Below are 22,424 nucleotides of genomic sequence, written 5' to 3'. Positions count from 1 at the left end.
TTCATTCGGGTTCAATGCCGGCCTGTTTGATCACCCGGCCCCAGGCCTCGTACTCGGCCTGTTGAAAGCGGGCCAGATCGCCGGCCGAGCCAATGGCCACCTCGTTGCCGGTCTGCTCGACAAACTGGCGCACGGCCGGGGCGGCCATGGCCTGGCGCAGCAGCTCATTGATGCGGGCGATCACCGGCTGCGGCGTCTTGGCCGGGGCGTACAGCGCGTTCCAGTGGTGGGCCTCATAACCCGGCAGGCCCGATTCGGCCAAGGTGGGCACCTCGGGCACCAGGCGCGATCGGCTGGGGCTGCTCACCCCCAGCGCCCGCAGCTTGCCGGCCTTGACCTGGGGCAGGCTGGTGGTGAGGTCGACAATCATCATGTCGACCTGTCCGGCCACCAGGTCCATCACGGCCAGCGGGTTGGCCTTGTAGGGCACATGGTTGAGGCGCACCCCGGTCATGGCCTGGAACTGCTCCACCGCAATGCGTGCCGATGAACTGCCCGAGCCGTAGTTGAGCTGCCCGGGCGACTTGCGCGCCAGCGCGATGAATTCGCTCACCGTGCTGGCCTTCACCGAAGGGTTCACCACCATCAGCATGTTGCCCTGGATCAGTTGCGCCACCGGCGCGAAGTCGCGCAAGGGGTCGTAGGGCAGCTTTTTGAACAGGTGCGGGTTGGCGGCCTGGGTGGTGTTGGTGGTGATGAAGAGGGTATAGCCGTCGGGCGCAGCCCGGGCCACGGCCTGGGCCGCAATGCCACCGAACGCGCCTGCCTTGTTGTCGACCACCACAGGCTGGCCGGTCAGCCGTGCCCACTCGGTGCCGATGGCTCGGGCCAGGCCGTCGCTGGTGCTGCCCGGGCTGGAGCCCACCACCAGGGTGACGGGGCGGCTGGGGTAGGCCGGGGCCTGGGCCCAGGTCAGCCCGGGCAAGGTCAGCAGGGCTGGGGCCAGGGCCAGGCCCCGCAAGGCGGCCCGGCGTGGGTGCAATCGAACAGTACGCATGTCTTTGTCTCCGTCATGAAATGCCGCGGCCGCTTCGCTGGCGGTCTGTGCGGGCAAGGAATGGCTTGCTGGGCTGGCGTGATTTACGTCTCAGGTGCTCAGGCTGTTGTCGGGCCGCTGGCCGGCCAGGGCCTGGGCCAGGCTGGCCAGCACCATCTCGCCCATGGCGGTGCGGGTCTCCCAGGTGGCACTGGCACGGTGGGCCTGCAAGGTGGTGTTGGGCATCGCCAGCAGCGCTGGCGGCACATGGGGTTCGTCGACAAACACATCGAGCCCCGCGCCCGCGATGCGCCCGGCCTGCAAAGCGGCCACCAGGTCGTGCTCGTTGACCAGCTTGCCGCGCGCGATGTTGATCAGGTAGCCCCCGGGGCCCAGGGCCTGCAGCACCTCGGCATTGACAATGCCCTGGGCCTGATCGGCAGCCGCGCACAAGATCAAGGCATCGCTGCGCCGGGCCAGCTCACGCAGATCGGCCACAAAGTCGTGCGGCACATCGGGCATGGCGCGCAGATCGGTGTAGGCCAGCGGGCAGCCAAAGGCGGCAGCACGGGTGGCCACGGCGCGGCCCACGCGGCCCATGCCCACAATGCCCACGCGCATGCCGCTGAAGCGGCGCGCCAGGGGAATGGCGCTGGGCTGGGGGTGCAACGGCCACTGGCCTTCACGCACAAAGCAGTCGCCCGCGCAGATGCCGCGGCAGGTGGCAATCAACAGGCCGATGGCCAGGTCGGCCACGTCTTCGGTCAGCGCGCCCAGCGTGGCCGTCACGTGGATGCCCCGGCTGCGCGCATAGGCCAGGTCGACCGCATCGGTGCCCACGCCGTTGATGGCCACCACCTGCAGCGCGGGCAGCCGCGCCATCAGCTCATTGCGGATGCCGGTGTGCCCGCCGCTGACCACGCCGCGGATGTGCGCGCCCTGCTCGGCCAGAAAGGCCTCGGGGTCGGCCTGTTCGTAGAAGCGATGCACCTGGTAGAGCGCGTTGAGGCGCTCGTTGACCGAGGGGATCAGGATGGGGCTGAGTTGCAGCACATGGGGTTTCATGAGGCGGGCTTTCGGGGCTGGGAGGGGCTGGAGCGTGCGGCGTTGGGAGTGGGGCAGGTTCAGCCGCGGCCCACAAAAGGCATCTGGCTGGCCATCACGGTCATGTTGAGCACGTTGGCCGACAGGGGCAGCGCGGCCACGTAGCGCACGGCATCGGCCACGTGCTGCACGTCCACCATGGGTTCGGCCGCAATGCTGCCGTTGGCCTGGCGCACGCCGCGGGTCATGCGCTCGGACAACTCGGTGAGCGCATTGCCGATGTCGATCTGGCTGCACACGATGTTGAACTCGCGCCCATCGAGCGCAATGCTCTTGGTGAGGCCCAGCACCGCATGCTTGCTGGCGGTGTAGGGGCTGGTGAAGGGGCGCGGCGTGTGCGCCGAGATCGAGCCGTTGTTGATGATGCGGCCGCCCTGCGGGCTTTGCCGGCGCATCAGGCCGAAGGCGGCGCGGGCGCACAAGAACACCCCGGTCACGTTGGTGTCGATCACGTCTTTCCAGCGCTCCAGGGGCAGCTCGTCCATGGGCACGGCAGGGGCGTTGATGCCGGCGTTGTTGAACACCACATCCACACGACCGAAGCGGGTTTCAACCTGCTCGAACAAGGCGGCCACGCTGGCCGGATCGCGCACATCGGTGGGCACCGCCAGGGCGGTCTGGCCGGCCGCCTGGGCCGCCTCGGCCAAAGCGTTCAGGAGCTCGGGGCGGCGCCCAGCCAACACCACGCTGAAGCCGTCCTGCAGCAGTGCCAGGGCCACCGCCCGACCGATGCCGCTGCCGGCGCCGGTGACCACGGCCACGCGTTGGGGAGAAGTTGCTGTGCTGTCGTTGCTCATGAAAATCCTTGTGCGGTAAAAGGTGGGGAAACTGGGGACGAGTTTGGCGATGCGGATGGGGGGGCGGGTCGCCGTCAAGGCGGCTTGGCCGTGCGTGATTTACGGAACTGCGAGGGCGACACGCCCTGCGCCTTGCGAAAGCAGCGCGAAAAATAGGCCTCATCGGCAAAGCCGCAGGCCCAGGCGATGTGGCTGATGGCCTTGTCACCCTGCAGCAACTGGGTGCAAGCCAGGCGCATGCGCCGCTCCAGCACCAGGTCGGTGAAGCTCAGGCCGGTTTCCTTGCGCAGCAGGTGGGTGAGGTAGTTGGGCGACAAAAACGCGGCCGCTGCAGCGCTCTTCAGGTTGAGCCCGGGCTCGCTCAGATGGGCGCGGATGTATTTCTGCACCCGGCCCAGCGCATCGCGCCGGCCCAGGCGCTGCACCTGGCTGCTGCCCAAGTGCTGCAGAGGCTGCTGGTAACGGTTGCACACCAGGCCGATCAATTGCAGCAGGCAGCCGCGCAGCTGCAACGCCCCCCCGAACTCACGCTGGCCGGCGAGGGTGCGCATCTGCGCCACCAGCTGCATCAGGGCGGCAAAGCCGGCCTCATCGCTCAGCACAAAATCCAGATGCTCCTGAAATCGGAATGGCGCCAGTTCCAGCGCATCGGCCAGCGCGATGTCCTCCAGGTCCAGCGGGTCGCAGCTCAGGTGCGGCAGCAAAAACTCCTGGCTGAAATTGACCAGCACAAAATGCCCCTGAGCCGGCTGGGGAATCCAGTGCAAGCGGTGCGGCAACACAAAGGCCAGTGCCCTGGCGGGCAAGCGCCGCACCACGGCCCCCAGGTGGTGGCAGGTCTCAGGCCCCAGGTTGATCTGGATCTGAAAGTACTCATGCCGGTGCGGGCCCGCCGCTGTGGGGCCATCAGCCTTGTCGCGGATGTCGAAATCCAGCTGCGCACTGCGCTGGGCCATACCAAAAGTGGGCACCGGTGGTGCGGAATCAGATCGGGTGCGGCGGGGCATGGCTCAGCGGATCTTTCAGGCCTTGGGCGAGGCCACCAGAAGCTCGAACCGCCCCACCCCGTCGATGCCTCCGCTCACCCGGTCGCCCGGCAGCAAGGGCCCCACGCCGGCCGGCGTGCCGGTGTAGATCAGATCACCCGGATGCAAGGGCACCGACCGGGACAAGGCGCTGATCAAGCGGTCCACCGGGTGCAGCAGATCGACCAGATCGGCCTGCTGGCGCATCACGCCGTTCACACGCAGCCAGATCGCGCCCTGGCGCAGGTGCCCCACTTCCGACACGGGCCGCAAGGGGGTGCAGGTGGCGCAGGCATCAAAGGCCTTGCTGCCCTCCCAGGGCCGGCCGACCGCCTTCGCGGCCTGCTGCAGATCGCGCCGCGTCAGGTCCAGGCCCACGCCGTAGCCCCACACATGGCTCAAGGCCTCGTCGGGGGCAATCTCAAAGCCATGGCGCCCGATGGCCACCACCCACTCGATCTCATGGCAGAAGTCGGCCGTGAGGGGTGGGTACGGAAGGCTGCCCTCGGCCAGACACACCGCATCAGCGGGCTTCATGAAATAGAACGGCTCCTCAGGCACCGCCCCGCCATCGCCCGGCCAGGGGTAGTTGCGGCCGATGCAGTACACCCGGCGCAGCGGAAACCGCGCCTCGCGCCCCAGCACGGGCAGGCTGGGCGGTGCCGGGGGGGCAAACACCAGGGAAGTCATGTCGTCTCCAATAGGGCCGTTCATGGCGACGGCTTGGCAATGAGTGTCGTTGTCATTTCAGAGGCGTTCTTGGACCCAACACTGCATAAATTGGAAAAAACACCGGTGTTCTCGATTGAATTGAAAAATGACAACGCTGTCATTATGCTCAAAAACGATCGGCGATGAGATGGGCGCTTGTCGCCCATGCCACAGCCCGGCGTACCCCTTCCACGCTGGTGTTCAACAGTGCGTGCGCCCATGCGTATCCTTGGGGATCACATCCAGGGAGTCCCTCCGTCATGGAAATCCGGTCGATCACCCCATCCGAATTGAATGAGCTGCTGGCTTTGTACGCCCACCTTCACAGCACCGACGACCCACTGCCCGAACCAGCGAAGGTGCAGGCCGTGTGGCAGGAACTGCTGGCCAACCCGCGTTACCCGTACTTCGGCGCCTATGTGGGCGGGCAGTTGGTGGCCAGCTGCAACCTCACGGTGATTCCAAACCTCACGCGGGGATGCAGGCCCTATGGGGTGATCGAGAACGTGGTGACCCACGCCGAGCACCGCCAGCACGGGTACGGAAAAGCCGTGCTCAGGCACGCGCTGGACCAGGCCTGGTCCATGGGCTGCTACAAGGTCATGCTGCTCACGGGGCGCAAAGACCCGGCCACGCTCCGGTTCTATGAATCCGCCGGCTTTGACCCCCATGGCAAGCAGGCCTTCATCGCCAAACCGCCGGGCTGATGGCCCCAGGCCTGAGGCCCGTGCTGCCGAGGGGCCCGATCAGAGCTTCCGAATGAAAACTCAAGCAGATCCAGAGCGGCGCGGCACCTGATCCAGGTTGGGGCCCCCTGCACGAGGCTATCGAAGGGGTCATCACGCGAAAAAACAGGCCCGGCACGCACCACCGTGCTCGCCCGCCACGGGGCTCAACGGCCTGCGGGACTCTGGGCGCCGGCCAGAAACAAGGTCTCGATCATGCCCGGCAGGCTGGCCCGCGCAATGCGCCCTCGCCGCTCGGCATCCATCAGGCCGGAGAGCAAGGAGATCAGGCTTTCACTGAGCACGGCGGCGCCGATCTCGATGCGAAAAATGCCCTCACGCTGGCCCCGCACGAAGAACTCGTCGAGCACCGAGAAGTAATCCGTCCAGGTCGCTGCAGCTCGGGCGTCCTGCAAGGTGTCTGGTTTCCAGTAGTAAATCATGAAGGCCGCCAGCTCGCTGTGACGCAATTGGCCCTCGATGAAGCGTCGCAAGGCATCCACCGTGGGCGCCTTGTCGAGCTCTGCCTCCTCCAAGGACCGATTCATCAGATGGGCACCGTGGGCCATCAGCCGATCGACCAGTTCTTCGCGGGTTCTGCTGAATCGGTAGAGCGTTGCCTTGCTGATGCCAATGGCTTGTGCAAGCTCCTGCAAGGTCGCTCGTGGCTTGTCGACCAAGGCAAGGGCAAGAGCGGCGAGAACACGCTCGTCTTCGGCATTCAAAGGGGTGCTGGTCATCAGTAGGGAATGCTTTCGTGCCTGCGCTCCAAAGCCTGGGCGCGAGGGGAGATGCACTTGTTATGCGCCCATTCTAATTTCGGCGACCTGTGCGGCAAAAGAGTCTGACTCGCCTAGAATGAATCTTTTTTGATTCATTTGAATCTTTTTACATCTTCTTCTCATCCGGCATCCAGAGCCCCCTCTCTGATGAACAAGTCCATGCTCCGCTATTCAGAACGAACCGCTGCCTCGGTTTTCGCAACCGCCATCAGCACGCTGCTGGTCGCCTGCCAACCTGGCGGGTCGGTCACGCAGGCCGAGCCCCAGCGGCCCACTGTCGAGGTCGTGAAAGTCGAGCTGCAGACCCTGCCTCTGGTGCAGGACTTGCCCGGGCGCCTGGTCTCGACCCGGGTGGCCGAGGTGCGCGCCCGGGTGGCGGGGATTGTGCTGGCGCGTCATTTCCAGGAGGGGTCTGATGTCAGACCCGGCCAGTTGCTGTTCAGCATCGACCCCGCACCGTTCCGTGTCGCCCTGAACCGGGCGGAAGCCGAGCTGGCCAAGGTCGAAGCCGCCCTGGCCGAGGCCGAGGCCGTGCTGCGCAGATACCAGCCCCTGGTCAAGGCCAATGCCATCAGCCAACAGGAATTCGATGCCGCTGCAACCGCCGTCAAGACCCAGGCGGCCAATCGCCTGGCCGCCAAGGCGGATGTCGAGTCGGCCCAGATCAATCTGGCGCACTGCGAGGTCAAGGCCCCGATCGCGGGGCGGATCGGTCGGGCCCTGGTCACACAAGGCGCCCTGGTAGGGCAGGGCGAAGCCACCGCGCTGGCCAACATCCAGCAATGGAGCCCGATCTATGTCGACTTTGTGCAGCCCGCAGCCGAAGTGGTGCGACTGCGCGAAGCCCAAGCCAGCCTGCCCAAAGGCCACACGCTGTTGCCAAAGCTGCAGATCAGGCTGGAAGGCTCAAACCGGGTTCATGAGGGCCGCCTGCTGTTCTCGGACATCACCGTCGACCCCAGCACCAGCCAGGTCTCCTTGCGCGGTGAATTCAACAATGCGGAGGGCCTGCTGATGCCGGGCATGTATGTGCGGGTGCTGATGACCCAGCGCCAGGACACCCAGGCTGTCTTGCTGCCGCAGCGCGCTGTCAAGCCTGTTGCCGAGGGGCCCTCCCAGGTCCAGGTGGTCGGGGCCGATGACAAGGTGGAGGCCCGCGCCGTGCAGACAGGCGCCATGTATGGCGCGAACTGGCACATCGCCCAGGGGTTGCGCTCCGGCGAGCGGGTGATCGTGGGGGGGCAGCAAGTCCGCCCAGGCGACCTGGTCAGCGTCAAACCCTCTTCGGCTCCCACAGCAGGGCCAGCCGCCCAGCGTTGAGCCACCGACCCTTGTCCGAACCTGAGAACCCCTGAGATGTCTGCATTTTTCATTGGCCGCCCCAACCTGGCCTGGGTCGTCGCCATTTTCATCACCCTGGCGGGCCTGCTGGCGATCCCTTCGCTACCGGTCTCGCAGTTCCCGGTGGTGGCACCGCCCCAGATCACCGTGACGGCCACCTACCCTGGTGCCTCGGCCAGCACCGTGGTCAGCTCAGTCACCAGCATCCTGGAAGAGGAAATCAACGGAGCGCGTGGGCTGTTGTACTTCGACTCGTCCAGCTCCAACAGCTCGGCGGAAATCACCGCCACCTTCAAGCCCGGCACGGATCCGGCGCTGGCCCAGGTGGACGTGCAGAACCGCCTGAAAAAGGCCGAGGCCCGCCTGCCCACGGCCGTGACGCGCCAGGGCCTGCAAGTCGAGCAGGCCAACGCCAGCTTCCTGCTCATCTACGCCCTCAACTTCAAGGGCGATGACGAAGGCCAAGACGTGGTCGCGCTGGCAGACTACGCGGCACGCACCCTGAACAACGAGATTCGACGCATTCCAGGCGTGGGCAAGCTGCAGTTGTTCGGGTCCGAAGCGGCCATGCGGGTCTGGGTGTCGCCACAGAAGCTGCTGGGCTATGGCCTCTCAGTCGCCGATGTGAACAACGCCATTGCGGCTCAGAACGTGCAGGTGCCGGCCGGCAGCTTCGGCAGCCGGCCCGGCACGGTGGAGCAGGAACTGAGCGCCACGCTGGCCGTCAAGGGCATGCTGGAATCGCCCGAGGAGTTCGGCCGCATTGTGCTGCGGGCCAACCGGGACGGCTCCGCGGTCAGGCTGTCGGATGTCGCCAGGCTGGAGATCGGGCGCCAGGACTACAGCTCCGAGAGCCGGCAAAACGGCAAGAAGGCGGTGGCCGTGGCCGTCCAGCTGGCCCCTGGGGCCAATGCCATCCAGACGGCCGATGCCGTCAAGGCCCGCCTGCAGGAGCTGGCGGCCAACATGCCAACAGACATGGAGTACTCGATCGCCTACGACACCTCCTTGTTTGTCAAAGTGGCCATCCAGAAGGTCATCCAGACCTTGCTGGAAGCAGTGGTCCTGGTGTTTCTGGTGATGTTCCTGTTCTTGCAGAACGTGCGCTATACCTTGATCCCCACCATCGTGGTGCCCGTCTGCCTGATGGGTACTTTTGCCGTGATGTGGGGCCTGGGCTTTTCGGTCAACATGATGACCATGTTCGGTCTGGTGCTGGCCATCGGCATCCTGGTGGACGACGCCATCGTGGTGGTGGAGAACGTCGAGCGACTGATGGCCGAAGAAGGCCTGTCGCCCCAGGACGCCACCCGCAAGGCCATGACCCAGGTGAGCGGCGCCATTGTCGGCATCACCCTGGTGCTGGTGGCGGTGTTCCTGCCTCTGGCGTTCATGTCCGGGTCGGTGGGGGTGATCTATCGCCAGTTCTCCCTGTCCCTGGCCGTGTCGATCCTGTTCTCGGGATTTCTGGCCCTCACACTCACGCCGGCTTTGTGCGCCACCTTGATCAAACCGCCAGCACCAGCAGGTCACACCGATCAGCGTGGCTTCTTTGGCGGGTTCAACCGTGCCTTCGCCGGCCTGACAGGTCGCTTCGAAAAGCTCAACAGCCGTTTGCTGCGCCGAACCGGTCGCGCCATGGGCGTGTACCTGCTGGCCCTCGGTCTGCTGGGCTGGCTGTATGTGCGGGTGCCGGAGTCGTTTGTGCCAGCCGAAGACCAAGGCTACTGGATGGTCGATGTGCAACTGCCCCCCGGGGCCACCTACCCCCGGACCGAGGCCCTGGTGAAGCAGGTCGATCAGTACCTGATGTCGCGCGAAGGCATGGACTCGGCCTTCAGCATCCTGGGCTTCAGCTTCTCGGGCATGGGACAAAACGCGGCCTTGGGCTTCCCCAGCCTCAAGGACTGGTCGCAGCGCAGCAAAGGCCAGACCGTCGAGAGCGAGGTGACGGCCTTCAATCAACGCTTTGGACAGCTGCCGGACGGCACCGCCATGGCGGTGATGCCGCCACCGATCGACGGGCTGGGCAATGCCGGCGGATTTGCCTTGCGCCTGCAAGATCGGGGCGGACTGGGTCGTGCCGCACTGACCCAGGCCCGCGACGCGCTGCTGCAGCAAGCCAGTGCCTCCCCGGTGCTGGCCTACGCCATGATGGAAGGCCTGCAGGACGCGCCCCAGCTGCGCCTGGACGTGGACCGCGCCAAGGCGGAGGCCCTGGGCGTTGGCTTCGAGAGCATTGCCACCACGCTGTCCACCGCGTTCGGCTCGGCGCTGGTGAATGACTTTGCCAACGCCGGACGCCTGCAGCGCGTGGTGGTGCAAGCCGACGCCCAGGAGCGCATGACCCCCGAGAGCCTCCTGGCCTTGCATGTGCCCGGCCGTGCCGGCGCACAGGTGCCGCTGAGTGCCTTTGTGAAGGCAGAGTGGGAATCCGGGCCCGTGCAGATCTCGCGCTACAACGGCTACCCGGCCTACCGCATCATGGGCGACGCCGCCCCAGGGCACAGCACCGGCGAGGCCATGGCCGCCATCGAGCGCATCCTGTCGACCCTGCCCAAGGGCATCGGCTATGAGTGGACAGGGCTGTCCTACCAAGAGCGCTTTGCGGGGCAGCAAGCGCCATTTCTGTTTGCGCTGGCCATCGTGGTGGTCTTCCTGCTGCTGGTCGCCTTGTATGAGAGCTGGGCCTTGCCTGCCTCGGTGATGCTGATCGTGCCGCTGGGTGCCTTGGGATCGGTGTTGGCGGTGTCCGCTTTGGGCCTGGCCAACGATGTCTACTTCAAGGTGGGCCTGATCACCATCATCGGACTGGCCGCCAAGAACGCCATCCTGATCGTCGAGTTTGCCAAGGCCTTGCACGAGCAAGGGCACACGCTGGTGGACGCCGCCAGGCTGGCCGCCCGGCTGCGCTTTCGGCCCATTGTCATGACGTCGCTGGCCTTCATTCTGGGCGTGTTGCCGCTGGCATTGGCCCACGGCGCGGGCGCCGCCAGCCAGCGCTCGCTCGGTACCGGGGTGGTCGGAGGCATGCTCAGCGCCACCTTGCTGGGCGTGGTGTTTGCACCGATCTTCTTTGTCTGGGTGCAGACGCTGTTCAAGCGCAACGCCCCAGCCGACAGCAAGGAGCCCGTCATGACAGCCCATGAAGGCCACGAGGACGCCCCATGAACACCCGAGCATGACGATCCACAGCCCGCGCGGGGGGCGGGTTCAGCGGCTATCTTGATGCGAGTCAATGCGGCCTGCAGGGCCTGTGGCTAAGCTCAGGGTTGCTGGATGGGTCGGCATCGGGGTGGCATGCTGCGCACCCGACCAAGCTGAACCCGCAGGGAAATCTGGCGTATTTTCTTTGCCAGGGTCTCTCATGAAATTTCGCAACATGGCCTGCTTGGTCTGGGTCCTTACCTGGGTTGGCGCCGTACCTTCGTTCGTCCAACCGGCCTGTGCCGCCCCGCCCGATCGGCTGCAACGCATTGCCAGCAGCCGCACCCTGCGCGTGTGCATCTGGCCCGACTATTACGGCATCTCGTTTCGCAACCCCAAGACCCAGCAACTGACGGGCATCGACATCGACAATGCCAACGATGTGGCAACGGCCCTGGGCGCCAAGGCCCAGTTTGTCGACAGTTCATTCGCGACGCTGATCGACGACTTGCACAACGACCGCTGTGACATCGCCATGTTTGCCATCGGCATCACGCCCCAGCGCCAGAACAAGCTGCGCTTCACCCAGCCCCACCTGGCCAGCGACATCTACGCCATCACCACCAAAAGCAACCGCCGCATTCAACGCTGGGACGACATCGACCGCCCGGGCGCGGTGGTGGCCGTGGCCAAAGGCACCCTGCATGAAAGCGTGATGAAAGAGCGCCTCAAGGCGGCCGAGTTGCGCGTGGTGGACACCCCGGCCGCGCGCGAGCAAGAGGTGCAATCGGGCCGGGCCGATGTCTTCATGACCGACTTTCCGTTCAGCCGCCGCATGCTCGATTTCAACGACTGGGCCCGCCTGATCTCGCCCCCTGAGACCTACCACATCACCCCCTACGCCTGGGCCATGGCCCCGGACGAAGCTGCCTTGCAGGCCCGGGTCGACCAGATCCTGGTGGCCATGAAGCGCGACGGTCGCTTGATGACGAATGCGAGCCGCTATGGGCTGGGGCCCATTGTGGCCCGGTAGGCCCGCGCCCGTGTCACGCACACCGGGCGAGCCGCCCGTTCCAAACGCTCCACCCGCCCTGACAGGGTCGTCGGGCCGACCAGTCTCCAGCGCCGTTCGCAAGGGCTCGCTGCTGGCGGCCCTGTTGCTGATACTTCTGTTCGGCTGGCTGGCCGCGCTCGGCGGCTTTCTTTGGAAGTCGCGCAACGACGCGCTCGACAACGCCAGGCAGACCGCCGAAATCCACGCCCGCAACTTTGAAGAGCACCTGACCCAGACGCTGCAGATTGTCGATTTCAGTGCCCACGGCCTGAACACCCCCAGGCCGGTCGAGCCGCTCACACCCCGCCTGCTCGACCTGCTGCGACCCTCGCCCTCGCTGCGTTCGCTGTCCGTGCTCGATGAGCAGGGCCGGGTCGTGGCCAGCACCGATGCGGCCAACCTGGGCATGTGGGTCGACCTTGCCAGCTACTTTCCTTCGGCAGCGATCGAGGCCGATGTGCTGCGCATCGGCATGCCCCAGATCGGGCGCGACTTGCACTCGGCAGAGCGGCTGGTGGCACCCCAGGGCATCGCGCCCGATGCGCCAAGCTTTGTGCCGGCACTCAAGCGCCTGAGCGGCAACCCACAACGCCGCTGGCTGCTGGCCAGCCTGAACCCCGACTACTTCCTGAACCATGCCACCCACCTCTTGCCCGACCCCCTGGGCCATGTGCAATGGCTGCGCTACGACGATGTGCTGCTGATGTCGTCCAGCCTGAGCGAGCACACCGGCACCCACGAGGCTGCAGGCCGTGTGGCTGGCCTGCTCAGTCAGCGCGAACATGGCACCCTGCAGCAGACCCTGCCCGGAAGCCAAGCCGTGTTGACCTCGTACCGTGCCTCCAGTCGCTACCCAGTGGTGCTGGCCGTGCATTTGCACGAGCGGGCCGTGCTGGCCGCCTGGGCCCGGCAGGCACGCCAAGTGCTGAGCGTGGCCTTGCCCGCCCTGATGGCCCTTCTGGGAGTGGGCGGAGCCCTGGTTTGGCGCCAGCGCCGCCTGGACCACAAGACGGCCGAACTGGCCGAACAACGGCGCCTGGCTGCCAGCGTGTTCGAGAGCAGCCTGGACGCCATCATCGTCACCGACGCCCAGGCGCAGGTGCTGTCGGTCAACTCGTCGTTCGAGCGCGTCACGGGCTACGGCGCGGCCGAGATCATCGGCCACACACCGCGCCTGATGGCCTCAGGCCTGCACGACGCGGCCTTTTACGCTGCGCTGTGGCATGAGGTGCACACCGTGGGCCGCTGGCAGGGCGAGATCATCAACCGCCACAAGTGCGGCCACCTCTACACCGCCCTGCTGCGCATCCACGCCGTGCTGGACGACGCAGGCCGGTTGTGCCACTACGCCGGCCTGATCACCGACATCAGCGAACGCAAGGCCGCAGAAGAGCGCCTGCAACTGGCCGCCAGCGTGTTCACCCATGCCAACGAAGCCATCATGATCACCACCCCCGAGGCCGACCTGGTGGAGGTGAACGAAGCCTTCGAGCGCATCACCGGCTACCGCCGCGACGAAGTGCTGGGCCGCAACGCCCGCCTGCTCAACTCGGGGCATCAGGGGCCCGCCTTCTACACCCGGCTGTGGGAGTCGCTGCAGCAGGAAGGCCGCTGGACGGGCGAGATCTGGAACCGACGCAAGTCCGGCGAAGTGTTTGCCGAGATGCTGACCATCAACGCCGTGCGGGGCCCCGAAGGTCAGGTGCTGCGCTATGTGGCCCTGTTCTCGGACATCTCGACCCAGAAGCAACACGAGATGCGGCTGGAGCACATCGCCCATTACGACGCCCTCACCGGCCTGCCCAACCGTGTGCTGCTGTCAGAGCGGCTCAACGCTGCCCTGCCCGAGGCCCGACTTCAATGCCAGCCTCTGGCGCTGGTGTTTCTCGACCTCGACGGTTTCAAGTCCGTGAACGACCGCTACGGCCACGACAAAGGCGACAAGCTGCTGCAGACCCTGGCCGAGCGACTGCAGGGCGCGCTGCGCGAGGGCGACACACTGGCCCGCTTGGGAGGCGATGAGTTCGTGGCCGTGCTGGGCGGCCTGAACCGCAAGGAAGATGCACTGCCGGTGCTGGAACGCCTGCGGGCCAGCGCCGCGCAAGCGATTCGCCTCGATGGCGTTGATCTGGAGGTGTCGGCCAGCCTGGGTGTGACCTTCTACCCCCAATCCGGCGAGGTTGATGCGGACCAGTTGCTGCGCCAGGCCGATCAGGCCATGTACCAGGCCAAACTGGCCGGGCGCAACCGCTACCAGATCTTCGATGCCGAGCACGACAGCCTGATGCAAGACCAGCACAAGGCACTGGCCGCCATCCAGGAGGGCCTGCAAAGCGGTGCCTTCGAATTGTTCTACCAGCCCAAGGTCAACCTGCGCACGGGGGCCCTGGGCGGCATGGAGGCCTTGCTGCGCTGGCGCCATCCCCAGCAGGGCCTGCTGTTGCCCGGCGCCTTCCTGCAGCCGCTGCAGGGCAATCCCCTGCTGGCCAGCGTGGGCGAGTGGGTGCTGGACAAAGCCCTGGCGCAACGCGAGCTCTGGCGGGCCCAGGGCCTGGACATCCCGATCAGCGTCAACATCGATGCCACCCACCTGCAACAGCCCGACTTCATGGCACGCCTGCGCACCACCCTGGCCCGCCACAGCCCGCTGCAAGCGGGCGACCTGGAGCTGGAGATCTTGGAGACCAGCGCCCTAGACGACACCGCCACCGTCTCGCGACTGATGCGCGAGTGCCGTGACATCGGCATCGGCTTCGCCCTCGACGACTTTGGCACCGGCTACGCTTCGCTGACCTACCTGCGGCGCTTGCCGGCCAGCCTGATCAAGATCGACCAGAGCTTTGTGCGCAACATGCTGGAAGACCCCGAAGACCTGGCCATCCTGAAAGGCGTGCTGGACCTGGCCACCGCGTTCCGCCGCAAGGTGGTCGCCGAGGGCGTTGAATCGCTGGACCACGGTCTGGCCCTGCTGGAGCTGGGCTGCGAATGGGGCCAGGGCTTTGCGATTGCGCCCCCCATGCCCGCCGAGCAGGTGGCCGGCTGGCTGGCCACCTGGCGGCCGGACGCGTGTTGGACAGCAGCCCGGCTGGAGCTTGACGAGGCGCTTGAGGCTTGAAAAACGACGGGGCTGGCGTCTTCACACCAGCCCCCCACCGAGCGGCTGCCCCGGCGACTCAGCGGCACAGGCTTGAGCCCATGCAGACCGCCCGCCCGCTTCGGGTCAGGCCGTGTCGCTCAGGCCCAAGCGCACTCACTTGCCGAACAATTTGGCCAGGTGCTGCCAGGCGCGCAGCATCAGACCGGCACGCTCGACCTCGGCCTGGGCTACCAGGGGGGCTTCGCCCACCGGCTTGCCGTTCGAGGTGGCCACCACCTTGCCGATGACAGCGCCCTTGGCCACCGGGGCCTCCAGGTCAGGCTTGATTTCCACGGCCGTCTGCACCTGCTGGCCGCGCGGCACGGTCAAGGTCCAGGGGGCTGCCAAGCCCGCGGCGACCGTGTCAGCCTTGCCAAAGGCGACCTTGGCGGTGCCCACCACCGCATCCGGCTGGAACGGGGTGGCCTTCTCGAAGGTGCTGAAGCCCCAGCCCAACATGGCGCGGGTCTGGTCGGCACGCGCCTGAGGGCTGCTGGTGTTGAGGATGACCGTGATCAGGCGCATGCCGTTGCGCTTGGACGAGGTGACCAGGCAGTAGCCGGCCTCTTCGGTGTGGCCTGTCTTCAGGCCGTCCACGGTGGGGTCGGTGTACAGCAGCGCATTGCGGTTGCCCTGCTTGATGCCGTGGTACTTGAACTCGCGCTCTGCGTAGATCGGGTAGTAGTCGGCGCTGTCGCGGATGATGGCGCGCGCCAGGATGGCCAGGTCACGCGCGGACGACTTGTGATTCGGGTCGGGCAGGCCCGTCGGGTTCATGAAATGGCTGTGCGTCATGCCCAGGCGCTGGGCTTCGGCGTTCATCAGCTTGGCAAAGCCCTCTTCAGAGCCGGCCATGTGCTCGGCAATCGCCTTCGAGGCGTCGTTGCCCGACTGGATGATGATGCCGCGCAGGATGTCGATCACCGTGGCCTGGCTGTTCAGCGGCAGGTACATGCACGACTCGGTGCTGGAGCCTCGGCACCAGGCGTTCTGGCTGACCGAGACCAGATCGGCCTGCTTGAGCTTGCCGGAGCGCAGCGCCTGCTCGACCAGGTAGCTGGTCATCATCTTGGTGAGCGAGGCGGGCGGCAAGGGCTCATCAGCATTGGCTGAGGCCAGCACCTCGCCGGAGTCAAAGTCCATCAGCAGCCAGGCCTTGGCGGGCAGGGCCGGCGGGCTGCCCGCCAGGGTGGTCTGCGCCGCCAGAGGCGGCAGGGCGTTCGCAGCGGCGGCAGAAGCAACGGCCTTCTTGGGCGACGCGGCTTTGCTTGCATGGTGTCCCGCCGCAAAAGACGCCGCGCTGGGCACCAGGGCGCCCGCAGCGATGGCGAAGATGACAGGGAGGATGGAGAAGGTCTTGGTTTGCATGGCGTTTTCAATCGGTTCGCCGATTGTCGCGAATCGGCAGAGGTGATTGTCCCCCCATCGACCTTGTCGATCAGGCTGAAAGGGGCGCAGACGGGCAGAAAAGTCTCTGCCCAAGCCCGATTCACGGCGGCTACAGGCCTCGCGCCGCGGCAGATCGGGCCCCCAAGGCCTGCCCCATGGGGGCTTGACGCCAAGGCCGATGAATCGCCCCGCTACGGGAGGGGGCAACGCAGGATTTACACACTGAAACATCTGAGCCCCACCGCTCTCTGGTGCGTGGCACCCTGCTGGATCAGGTGGCAGGGCTGTTCACACGCTAGCAGCCATGTTGCATGCAGGCCCTGCCCAACACTGCGAGTCAGGCCTTGGTCAGCTTCGAGCGATTAGGCTGGCGACACAACAAGGCCCAGATGAATCCGCATGCGACTGCCCGCAGAACCCTATTTCAGCGACTCCGAGATCGAGCTTGAAACCCGGCCCTGGGTCGCAGGGCCTGACGGCCTGACCCAGCCAGGCATGGCCTTGGGTCCGTATTTGATCAGGATGATGGGCACCGCCATGGCCTTGAGCATCACGCTGGCCGTGCTGGCCTATTGGTTGGACCAGTTGGCTTGAAGCCCCAGGCGCTGAAACGCCCGCCCCAACTGGCCTCCGGCCCGGATCCACCCACCTGCGCCGTCGCATCAGTCTTTCTCCGCGCCTCGGCCCCTCCCACCAAAGCCTCTGGCACCATGGCGAACCTTTGATTGCCCCTGCTGCTGCCATGACTGCCTCACCCAAACTGCTGACGCACACCGAGCAAGGCGTGCTGACCCTGACGCTGAACCGCCCGGGCAAGCTCAACGCCATCGACAACGAACTGGCCGAGGCCTTGCTGCAGGCACTGGAGGCTGCGCGTGACAACACGGCGGTGCGGGCCATTCGCCTGCGTGGCGAGGGGCGTGCCTTCTGCGCGGGCCGTGACGTGTCGGCAGCCCCCACCGAACAAGACCTGGTGCTGGTGCAATCGGTGTCTCAGGCCCTCGTGGGCCATCCCCGACCCGTGCTGGCCGAGGTGCATGGGTGGACGGTGGGGGCCGGCTTCGAGTGGATGCTCAATGCCGATGTCGTCGTGGCCGCCGAGGGCACACGCTTCAAGCTGCCAGAGGCCTCGCTCGGCGTGTTCGTGACCGGCGGCCTGACCGCCACGCTGCCGGCCATGGCCGGGCTGGCACGGGCCAAGGCCCTGACCCTCTTGGGTGATGAGTTCAGCGCCCGCGAGGCCCGCGACTGGGGCCTGATCTGGCGCGTGGTGCCCGATGCAGCACTGCAAGCCCACGGCTTGCAGACGGCCCAACGCCTGGCCGCGCTGCGGCCCGACGTGGCCACCCAGTTCAAGCGGGTGCTCAACCAGATCGGCCTGGCTGGATTTGATCAGGCCGTGGCCGAGGAAAACCTTGCCCAGCGGCGACTGCAGGCAGGCTGACAGGGTCGGCGTGGACTGGCCTCAGGCGCTTTGAATGGCCACAGTGATGGTGGCAGCCGCCGTGTTGAGCGAAGCCATCAGCTCGGCCTGGCGGGCCTGCAAACGGTGCGTCGGACCACTGATGCTTAGGGCGGCCATCACCTGCTGTTGACGATCGAAAATGGGCACTGCAAAGGCAGAAACGCCACGGGTCATTTCTCCGCATGACAAGCTCAACCCTTGCTGCCGGATGCGCTTCAGCTCCAGGGCCAGTCGGCTGGGTTGGTGGATGGTGAGTTCGGTATAGCGCGGCAATTCGCTTGCCATCAAGGCTTGCCGCACATCCTCAGGGGCATAGGCCAACAGCAATTTGCAAGATGCGCCCGCGTGCAGGCGGCGCCGACTGCCCGCCCGGCTGGCAATGCGCTCATGGTGCACGCACTGCCAGCGGTCCACACAGACCGACTCCAGACCATCACGCACACGGATCTGCACGTTCTCATTGCAAGCGGCCGCAAGATTCAGCAAGTAAGGACGGGCCAAACGCACCAGATCCACTTGCTCCTGTGCGGCAATGCCCAGATAAAGCGCCTGAACATCCAACCAATAGGCGGCCGTCCGACCGCGCCGCTGCACCAGTCTCCGCTGCTCCAACGTGTAAAGCAGCCGAAAGGTGCGCGCCTTGGTGTTGCCTGAGCGCGCAGCCAATTCGCTCACGCCCAAGCCTGGGGAATGGGCCACTAAAAGCAGCAGGGCCAAAGCGTGGTCAACAGCAGCAACGGTGTAGTCGGTCATGCTCTTAGCCTATTATATTTATCATAACCATCAATTCATACAATGAAACAGCGGGCGTTTTTCTGCAAAATCTGATGTTATCTGTATTGAGAATCAATATCAACCTCTCTAGCATTCGTTTTTATCGAAAACATCGATTTACCGAATGTCTGCCCACCACCGATCCCCGCCATTGAGAGAGGCCGCTGCGCCAACCTACCTGAACCAGGAGCCAGGGAAATGCGCCCAGCCTGCCTCCATCGGAGGCAAACCTGCTGACCGCGCGCTCTCGCAAGGGGGTCGCTACGCCGACCTGGATCACGGCGGGTGGGCAGCGCACGACCATCCGGCCTACCTGGTCATTCCACCCAAGGCACCCATTGGGCTTCCACTGGTCATCGATCTGCCGCACAGCCATGCCCAATGGCCCCACGGAATGGCAACCGCTGCAGCTGCCAGCGTGCTCGGCTCAGTGAGCGACGCCTATGTGGACCAGTTCTGGCTCAACGCCTGCCAGGCGCGCGCGCCGCTGCTGCTAGCCCGGTTTCACCGCGCCTTGATCGACGCCAATCGAGCGCCCTCCGATATCGACCCACAACTGCTTTGCACGCCTTGGCCTGGCACTGTGCGTCCATCGATTCATTCGAGCCGAGGCGTTGGCCTGATCCGCAGATGGGCTCTGCCGGGCATCCCCATCCACGACCACCTGTTGACGGTGGCCGATGTTGAGACTCGGATCGCCCATTTCTACGAGCCCTACCACCAGGCCCTGGCAGGCCTGATCAACCAGGTGCAAGGCCGGTTTGGCCATTGCCTGCACATCAGCGCACAAGCCATGAAGCCCGTCGGCAGCGCCATGAACCACGACCCCGATCTGCCCCGACCGGACTTTGTCGTGAGCCACCTCAATGGCCTGGCCTGTGCGCCGGCCTTGACAGCCTGGGTGGTTGATCTGCTGCGCAGTCAGGGTTTCGAGGTCTGGGTCAACAGCCACTACATGGGTGCCGAGTTGATACGCCGTCACGCCCAACCCCTGCTCGGCCGTCATGGCCTGCAAATCGAAATCAATCAGGCCTTGTACCTGGACGAGACAACCAGGCAGCCAGGTCCCAGCTTCAACAACCTGGCCCGAGTGCTGCAGTCCATGCTCGACGGCCTCGCCGCCAATCCGCAACGCCTGGCAGACCTGTGTCTGCCAGGGGGATCGGCGGTCACCGAGGCCCAGGAGCGATGACCCGGCCACCCTTCTCCCCCGAATCGGGGGCCCCTCCCGTCGAAGCCAAGCTCAAGGAGCCTGTCGACAAGCCCTCTGCGGCGGGTCCGGCGATGGCCCTGCTGATCCAGGCCAATGCCCTGCTGAAGGCTGAGCAGACACGCACCCAGGCCACCGCCGTGGCATTGCAACACCTGCAAAGTGCCTTGCTTCATTTCGAGCGGTCATTGATCGAGATAAGCCCTCCGGCCCGACGCGCCGCGTCATGGAGGATGGACCTCCCGCCCAGATCCACAGAGTCGGACCTGAACACCTTGAACAGCCTGCTGCAAGCCTGCAACACCCTGGACCAAAGCCTCAAGGAGCTGATCCTCGGCAGCGCACAAGTCACTGGCCCTTGCGTGCTCGGTACGGACAGCGGCGTGGTGGCTTTGCGCAGCCGGGTCAGAAGCACCTTGCTTTTGAATGTCGATGGCCACAGCCTGATCCACTACGGTTTGCAGCTGAACGATCAAGGGGTCTACGGATTCAACATCGGAGACTGCCAGGCCACCTTGAAGCGGAGCCCAACCGGTCTGGCCAACGTGCTGGGCAGCACCGGACACGCACACCCCAGCGGTGTGCTGGGAGCCTTTGTTGGCATGGTCAGGGCCTGGACCGATCGCCACACGGGTCTGATCCGCCAACGACTGCACACCCTGGAGGCACGGCAACGCAACACGATGCAACGCCGGGCTTGGTTGTGCGACCGATGCGAACAGGCGCTGGCTCCCCGAGTGGCCCAGCTGAAGCTGCTGCAAAGGTTGAGATCGGACCTTCAGATGACGGGCCAACGCTTGCACGACCTGGGTCGCCATGACCCCGCCGGGCAGATGCCCCCTTGATGCCTCCGCCCGGACGCCAGGTCGAACTCCATTTCATTTTCTTTCAAGCCCATGCCCTTGCAACACGAACTTCCCACTCTGATCAGCCGCCTGCGTCAGGCGACGGAGCGCCTGGACTGGAATGCACTCGCCCTGACCCACCTGCAGGTGGTCAGGCTGTTGCTGAAGACAAACCACGTGCTCGCCAATGACCGGCCAGACTTCCAGCGCCTGTGCGATGCCCACGCGCATGCGTGCCAGCTCAGCCAGAAGGCCGAACGTTGCTTGCAAGACGAAGTTCAGACCTTGCGAGACATCCTGGCTGACGGAAGAAGCCATGAAAGCCCATGAACCTGGCGCTGAAACCCAGCCAACGCCCCCTCAACAGCCCTCGCCCACCCGAGCCATACCCACTACTTATCCATGTCTTCCGCCTCTCAACCCCTCCCTGGTACCGGCACCGTAGCCGTCCACGTTGTCCCCACCCAGCACCGCAGCACCTTGCTGTCCCACCTGTTCGGCTTTCCCGATGCCACCCATTTCGAAAGCCTGGTCTACAACTGGGGCCAGACCTTCATCGTCGAAGGCAACCGGGATGACTGGGAGTTCGTGAGACTCAGCAACCAGGGCTTGTATCTGTTCCCCGGACGAGACCCAGCCCGTCCGGTGCGCCTGAAGATCGATGGGAGTGGATTTGACGAAGAAATGCCCAGCCATGTGGCGGGCATCGTGGTCACCTGCGTGGCGTTGTCCTACCTGCATCAAATGGGCTCCGAACAGGCCCATCGCCACACCCAGAAGCTCAGTGACTACTTTGTGCGCTTGCAATCAGCCAGCCAGATTTCACGTGCTCTGCAAGGATTGTTCTGAGGCAATACGCAGACGCGCGACCTCGTCAGCAAAATCGGTGATCGAGTTCATGAGCCCCGGCCAAGAGCCACTGAGTCAGCGCGGCAAGTGCGTGCAGCCGCAACACGAACGCCGCCTTGATGCGGCAGGGCCTTCGCACCGACCGTCAATTGTCTGCGCTTGCTGCAGGGCCTGTCACAGCCTCGACGTCGACTTCGCCCGCAAGAACCCGCGACATGCGACGCGCTGCGCTGCACAACTGGGCCACCAACTGCGCCTGGCTGGCCTGAAGGCGCTCCATGGGGCCGGTGATGCTCAGGGCAGCCAGTACTTGACCGCTCTTGCCCCGCACCGGCGCCGCAAACGCACCGAACCCAGGCGTTATTTCACCCATCGAAACACTGTAACCCTCCGCATGGATGCGGCTGATCTCCTGGGTCAGCCGGCTGCGGTGGGTCAGCGTCTGCGGGGTGTAGCGTGGCAGCTCACTCGAAAACAAGGCCTGCCGCACCTCCTCTGGCGCATAGGCCAGCAGCAGTTTGCAGGAGGCCCCGGCGTGCAGGCGGCGGCGGCTGCCAGCCTGGCTGCGGATGGGCTGGTCGCGCGCACTTTGCCAGCGGTCAATGCACACCGAATCCAGCCCGTCACGCACCCGCAATTGCACGTTCTCATGGCATTCGCCCCCCAGCGCCAGCAGGAGCGGCCTGGTCTGTCCCACCAAATCGACCTGCTCCTGGGCGGCCACGCCCAGGTACAACGCCTGCACATCCAGGTGATAGGTGGGGACCTTGCCCATGCGGGTGACCAGGCGCCGCTGCTCCAGGGTGAACAAAAGACGGAAGGTGCGTGCCTTGGTGTTGCCCGATCGTTGTGCCAGTTGGCTCACGCCCAGGCCAGGGTTCTGCGCTACCAGCAACATCAAGGCAACGGCCTCGTCAACAGCAGAGACGGTGTAGTCGGTGGTCATGGTCGGGAAGACATCTTGATGAATTTATGTTTCATTGATTGAAAAACTTAAACGAAATCTACCACTAACGGGTTTCAACTGTTTCTATATATGCCCCTAAATCATAGGATACACATCGCCGGCAAGTCATTTCAATCAACGAAACGAA

Annotated in this window: 20 protein-coding genes; 10 read left to right on the top strand and 10 right to left on the bottom strand. The window is 65.2% G+C overall.

Features of this window, described 5'->3' with window-relative positions; translation table 11 throughout:
* Position 1: 1 nt before the first annotated feature.
* From F624_RS0100985 to F624_RS0100965, 5 genes are all read right to left on the bottom strand, one after another.
* On the bottom strand, positions 2-997 hold the full coding sequence (locus tag F624_RS0100985; protein ID WP_051107294.1) for a Bug family tripartite tricarboxylate transporter substrate binding protein: 996 nt from the start codon (positions 995-997) through the stop codon (positions 2-4).
* A gap of 90 nt (positions 998-1,087) precedes the next feature.
* Positions 1,088-2,041 (bottom strand): 2-hydroxyacid dehydrogenase, encoded by a 954-nt coding sequence (locus tag F624_RS0100980; protein ID WP_019572379.1) that lies wholly within the window; start codon positions 2,039-2,041, stop codon positions 1,088-1,090.
* A 59-nt stretch (positions 2,042-2,100) separates the two neighbouring features.
* Positions 2,101-2,877: an SDR family oxidoreductase gene (locus tag F624_RS0100975; protein WP_019572378.1), complete on the bottom strand. Its 777-nt coding sequence runs from the start codon at positions 2,875-2,877 to the stop codon at positions 2,101-2,103.
* A gap of 74 nt (positions 2,878-2,951) precedes the next feature.
* Positions 2,952-3,884 carry a helix-turn-helix transcriptional regulator gene (locus tag F624_RS0100970; protein WP_211224122.1) on the bottom strand — a complete coding sequence of 311 codons (933 nt, stop codon included), beginning with the start codon at positions 3,882-3,884 and terminating at the stop codon, positions 2,952-2,954.
* A 15-nt stretch (positions 3,885-3,899) separates the two neighbouring features.
* Entirely contained in the window at positions 3,900-4,592 is a 693-nt protein-coding gene (locus F624_RS0100965; RefSeq protein ID WP_019572376.1) for a fumarylacetoacetate hydrolase family protein, read from the bottom strand.
* Between the two features lie 281 nt (positions 4,593-4,873).
* On the opposite strand from F624_RS0100965, the gene F624_RS0100960 reads away from it, so the two are divergent.
* Complete coding sequence (locus F624_RS0100960) at positions 4,874-5,320, top strand: GNAT family N-acetyltransferase (protein WP_019572375.1); 447 nt, start codon at positions 4,874-4,876, stop codon at positions 5,318-5,320.
* 185 nt (positions 5,321-5,505) lie between these two features.
* Here F624_RS0100960 and F624_RS0100955 read toward each other — a convergent pair whose 3' ends face one another.
* A complete protein-coding gene (locus F624_RS0100955; protein WP_019572374.1) occupies positions 5,506-6,078 on the bottom strand; it encodes a TetR/AcrR family transcriptional regulator in 573 nt (190 codons plus the stop codon).
* A gap of 201 nt (positions 6,079-6,279) precedes the next feature.
* Here F624_RS0100955 and F624_RS0100950 point away from each other — a divergent pair, with 201 nt between their 5' ends.
* From F624_RS0100950 to F624_RS33135, 4 genes are all read left to right on the top strand, one after another.
* Positions 6,280-7,440, top strand: coding sequence for an efflux RND transporter periplasmic adaptor subunit (locus F624_RS0100950; RefSeq protein WP_157443261.1), 1,161 nt, complete (start codon positions 6,280-6,282; stop codon positions 7,438-7,440).
* A gap of 36 nt (positions 7,441-7,476) precedes the next feature.
* A complete protein-coding gene (locus F624_RS0100945) occupies positions 7,477-10,632 on the top strand; it encodes a multidrug efflux RND transporter permease subunit (protein ID WP_019572372.1) in 3,156 nt (1,051 codons plus the stop codon).
* A gap of 196 nt (positions 10,633-10,828) precedes the next feature.
* Positions 10,829-11,641: an ABC transporter substrate-binding protein gene (locus F624_RS0100940; RefSeq protein ID WP_019572371.1), complete on the top strand. Its 813-nt coding sequence runs from the start codon at positions 10,829-10,831 to the stop codon at positions 11,639-11,641.
* A gap of 10 nt (positions 11,642-11,651) precedes the next feature.
* The gene (locus F624_RS33135) at positions 11,652-14,777 is read left to right on the top strand and encodes a bifunctional diguanylate cyclase/phosphodiesterase (protein ID WP_169426511.1); all 3,126 of its coding nucleotides are present in this window, start codon (positions 11,652-11,654) and stop codon (positions 14,775-14,777) included.
* 135 nt (positions 14,778-14,912) lie between these two features.
* On the opposite strand, the gene F624_RS0100930 is transcribed toward F624_RS33135, so the two are convergent.
* Positions 14,913-16,166 (bottom strand): D-alanyl-D-alanine carboxypeptidase family protein, encoded by a 1,254-nt coding sequence (locus F624_RS0100930; RefSeq protein WP_019572369.1) that lies wholly within the window; start codon positions 16,164-16,166, stop codon positions 14,913-14,915.
* Positions 16,167-16,586: 420 nt separating this feature from the next.
* Here F624_RS0100930 and F624_RS0100925 point away from each other — a divergent pair, with 420 nt between their 5' ends.
* Both F624_RS0100925 and F624_RS0100920 read left to right on the top strand, forming a co-directional pair.
* Positions 16,587-16,781, top strand: a complete 195-nt coding sequence (locus tag F624_RS0100925) for a hypothetical protein (RefSeq protein WP_019572368.1) — start codon at positions 16,587-16,589, stop codon at positions 16,779-16,781.
* Between the two features lie 148 nt (positions 16,782-16,929).
* Positions 16,930-17,631 carry an enoyl-CoA hydratase/isomerase family protein gene (locus F624_RS0100920; RefSeq protein WP_019572367.1) on the top strand — a complete coding sequence of 234 codons (702 nt, stop codon included), beginning with the start codon at positions 16,930-16,932 and terminating at the stop codon, positions 17,629-17,631.
* Positions 17,632-17,652: 21 nt separating this feature from the next.
* Here F624_RS0100920 and F624_RS0100915 read toward each other — a convergent pair whose 3' ends face one another.
* Entirely contained in the window at positions 17,653-18,405 is a 753-nt protein-coding gene (locus F624_RS0100915; protein ID WP_019572366.1) for an IclR family transcriptional regulator, read from the bottom strand.
* A gap of 145 nt (positions 18,406-18,550) precedes the next feature.
* Here F624_RS0100915 and F624_RS0100910 point away from each other — a divergent pair, with 145 nt between their 5' ends.
* A complete protein-coding gene (locus F624_RS0100910; RefSeq protein ID WP_084679360.1) occupies positions 18,551-19,618 on the top strand; it encodes an N-formylglutamate amidohydrolase in 1,068 nt (355 codons plus the stop codon).
* Positions 19,615-20,481 carry a hypothetical protein gene (locus tag F624_RS0100905; protein WP_157443260.1) on the top strand — a complete coding sequence of 289 codons (867 nt, stop codon included), beginning with the start codon at positions 19,615-19,617 and terminating at the stop codon, positions 20,479-20,481. Before F624_RS0100910 ends, F624_RS0100905 begins: the two co-directional genes overlap by 4 nt.
* 33 nt (positions 20,482-20,514) lie before the next feature.
* Here F624_RS0100905 and F624_RS34595 read toward each other — a convergent pair whose 3' ends face one another.
* The gene (locus tag F624_RS34595) at positions 20,515-20,799 is read right to left on the bottom strand and encodes a hypothetical protein (RefSeq protein WP_157443259.1); all 285 of its coding nucleotides are present in this window, start codon (positions 20,797-20,799) and stop codon (positions 20,515-20,517) included.
* Positions 20,800-20,883: 84 nt separating this feature from the next.
* On the opposite strand from F624_RS34595, the gene F624_RS0100895 reads away from it, so the two are divergent.
* A complete protein-coding gene (locus F624_RS0100895) occupies positions 20,884-21,330 on the top strand; it encodes an antirestriction protein (RefSeq protein WP_084679359.1) in 447 nt (148 codons plus the stop codon).
* Positions 21,331-21,475: 145 nt separating this feature from the next.
* On the opposite strand, the gene F624_RS0100890 is transcribed toward F624_RS0100895, so the two are convergent.
* Positions 21,476-22,276: an IclR family transcriptional regulator gene (locus tag F624_RS0100890; protein WP_019572361.1), complete on the bottom strand. Its 801-nt coding sequence runs from the start codon at positions 22,274-22,276 to the stop codon at positions 21,476-21,478.
* Positions 22,277-22,424: the final 148 nt, after the last annotated feature.

It is taken from the genome of Curvibacter lanceolatus ATCC 14669 (assembly GCF_000381265.1).
In the GTDB taxonomy this organism is placed as follows: Bacteria; Pseudomonadota; Gammaproteobacteria; order Burkholderiales; family Burkholderiaceae_C; genus Curvibacter; species Curvibacter lanceolatus.
Note: the sequence above shows the minus strand (reverse complement) of the source record. Positions and strands in the feature narration are given on the sequence as shown.

Bases quoted from the DNA above. Each gene is read 5' to 3' on its own strand.
- F624_RS0100985 (WP_051107294.1), bottom strand. From the start codon at position 997: ATGCGTACTGTTCGATTGCACCCACGCCGGGCCGCCTTGCGGGGCCTG.
- F624_RS0100980 (WP_019572379.1), bottom strand. From the start codon at position 2,041: ATGAAACCCCATGTGCTGCAACTCAGCCCCATCCTGATCCCCTCGGTC.
- F624_RS0100975 (WP_019572378.1), bottom strand. From the start codon at position 2,877: ATGAGCAACGACAGCACAGCAACTTCTCCCCAACGCGTGGCCGTGGTC.
- F624_RS0100970 (WP_211224122.1), bottom strand. From the start codon at position 3,884: ATGCCCCGCCGCACCCGATCTGATTCCGCACCACCGGTGCCCACTTTT.
- F624_RS0100965 (WP_019572376.1), bottom strand. From the start codon at position 4,592: ATGACTTCCCTGGTGTTTGCCCCCCCGGCACCGCCCAGCCTGCCCGTG.
- F624_RS0100960 (WP_019572375.1), top strand. From the start codon at position 4,874: ATGGAAATCCGGTCGATCACCCCATCCGAATTGAATGAGCTGCTGGCT.
- F624_RS0100955 (WP_019572374.1), bottom strand. From the start codon at position 6,078: ATGACCAGCACCCCTTTGAATGCCGAAGACGAGCGTGTTCTCGCCGCT.
- F624_RS0100950 (WP_157443261.1), top strand. From the start codon at position 6,280: ATGCTCCGCTATTCAGAACGAACCGCTGCCTCGGTTTTCGCAACCGCC.
- F624_RS0100945 (WP_019572372.1), top strand. From the start codon at position 7,477: ATGTCTGCATTTTTCATTGGCCGCCCCAACCTGGCCTGGGTCGTCGCC.
- F624_RS0100940 (WP_019572371.1), top strand. From the start codon at position 10,829: ATGAAATTTCGCAACATGGCCTGCTTGGTCTGGGTCCTTACCTGGGTT.
- F624_RS0100930 (WP_019572369.1), bottom strand. From the start codon at position 16,166: ATGCAAACCAAGACCTTCTCCATCCTCCCTGTCATCTTCGCCATCGCT.
- F624_RS0100925 (WP_019572368.1), top strand. From the start codon at position 16,587: ATGCGACTGCCCGCAGAACCCTATTTCAGCGACTCCGAGATCGAGCTT.
- F624_RS0100920 (WP_019572367.1), top strand. From the start codon at position 16,930: ATGACTGCCTCACCCAAACTGCTGACGCACACCGAGCAAGGCGTGCTG.
- F624_RS0100915 (WP_019572366.1), bottom strand. From the start codon at position 18,405: ATGACCGACTACACCGTTGCTGCTGTTGACCACGCTTTGGCCCTGCTG.
- F624_RS0100910 (WP_084679360.1), top strand. From the start codon at position 18,551: ATGTCTGCCCACCACCGATCCCCGCCATTGAGAGAGGCCGCTGCGCCA.
- F624_RS0100905 (WP_157443260.1), top strand. From the start codon at position 19,615: ATGACCCGGCCACCCTTCTCCCCCGAATCGGGGGCCCCTCCCGTCGAA.
- F624_RS34595 (WP_157443259.1), bottom strand. From the start codon at position 20,799: ATGGCTTCTTCCGTCAGCCAGGATGTCTCGCAAGGTCTGAACTTCGTC.
- F624_RS0100895 (WP_084679359.1), top strand. From the start codon at position 20,884: ATGTCTTCCGCCTCTCAACCCCTCCCTGGTACCGGCACCGTAGCCGTC.
- F624_RS0100890 (WP_019572361.1), bottom strand. From the start codon at position 22,276: ATGACCACCGACTACACCGTCTCTGCTGTTGACGAGGCCGTTGCCTTG.